This window comes from Endozoicomonas sp. ONNA2 (genome assembly GCF_024606365.1).
Lineage (GTDB): Bacteria > Pseudomonadota > Gammaproteobacteria > Pseudomonadales > Endozoicomonadaceae > Endozoicomonas.
In genome coordinates, this window is sequence record NZ_JAHHPO010000841.1 from 1 (window position 1) to 1,270 (window position 1,270).

The window sequence follows — 1,270 nt, forward strand, 5'->3', positions numbered from 1 at the left end:
ATGATTGCGGTGGAACATCTGAATATGTGGAAGTTATTTTCAGACAATTCCTTAGCTGCTTATTATACTAAGCACTGGTTATCCAACCTCCATTAGAATGTATTTATTGCAGCAGGTTATTATCTTTTTTAAGGGTCTAAAATGGTCATTAATCTCTTTCAACCCTCCCCGTTTGGAGTTGAACTATTCCGCAAACCCCAACAAGACGGGACTTCAACCTCCGCAGTTGCCAGCATTGTCGTCCCAACAATGTATATCCATGACGGACAAACTGAAAACTCATTTTCTCAGGCGTATAATGATCAACATCATCATCTTGGTGAGCCATTTCAGGTACTAACCCCAACAACTTACAACCAGAAAGATTGTGTACCAACAGGTCAAATAACTGGTATAAAGTCGGATAAAAAAACCAATTTTGGAGAGATCAAAAGAATCGGAGAGGTCCAAAGAAGAAAGGCAATTGCCAGTCTCTTTGAAGAAATCAAAGTTTTTATTCATAATTTATTGCCTTTCAATAACATTAAAACTAGAAAAGACGTATTAATAGCTTGTCTTTGGATCGTAAAAAAAAGCTCCGACCCAAGCCTGACCTACCTCACTCGAAATAATTTAGCCAGGTTAAAAGCCAAGCCAAAAACTGGAAAAGAAGAAAGAAGCTTAATAAACAACTTCAATAATAAGGCTCTTCGGTCTGAAATTAGTAAGCTATTCGATGATCTGAAAAACGCACTCCCGGGATTATCTAATCGGGCAACAAGTCAACTTGTCATACTTCAGTCTTTCTTATCGTTTATCGATAGAATTCCAGATTTGAAAAAATTCAGAAGTCAGTCAGCCCAACAGCAACAGTCGGAAGAGATAACAGATGAAATAAAAGCTATATTCCAATTTATTCCGTCCATAAATGAATATGTAAGCGATGATAAACAGGCCGACTCCAAACTGACACAGGAAATGGAACAAGATCCAGAAGAAGAGAGCACAACGCCTTCAATCTGGTCGGCAGAGTTTGTTTCACAGCTTCTTGCAGGGCATGAAACCGAGGACAGTCTGGAAAGTTCCCAGGAGGCCGTCCGAGAATAGCGCCCGACTGCATGGATGCAGGCGCTCTTAGGGTAGATCTTCTTGATAGGACTATTGTTCATTATTATTTTTAGCTTCTGCGATCGAGTGCAGGCGGGTTGGTTTCCGGGTACTTCGGGTCTTGAATTGGAACCACGAAGCACACGAAGAGCACAAAGAAGAGCTTTTCTTTTCCTTTGTGCTC

General features: G+C 40.5%; 1 protein-coding gene. It reads left to right on the forward strand.

The window, feature by feature from the left end; translation table 11 throughout:
* The first annotated feature begins 141 nt into the window (after positions 1-141).
* Positions 142-1,086, forward strand: coding sequence for a hypothetical protein (locus KDK14_RS14965; RefSeq protein WP_257265975.1), 945 nt, complete (start codon positions 142-144; stop codon positions 1,084-1,086).
* The last annotated feature ends 184 nt before the right edge of the window (positions 1,087-1,270 follow it).

Bases quoted from the DNA above. Each gene is read 5' to 3' on its own strand.
- KDK14_RS14965 (WP_257265975.1), top strand. From the start codon at position 142: ATGGTCATTAATCTCTTTCAACCCTCCCCGTTTGGAGTTGAACTATTC.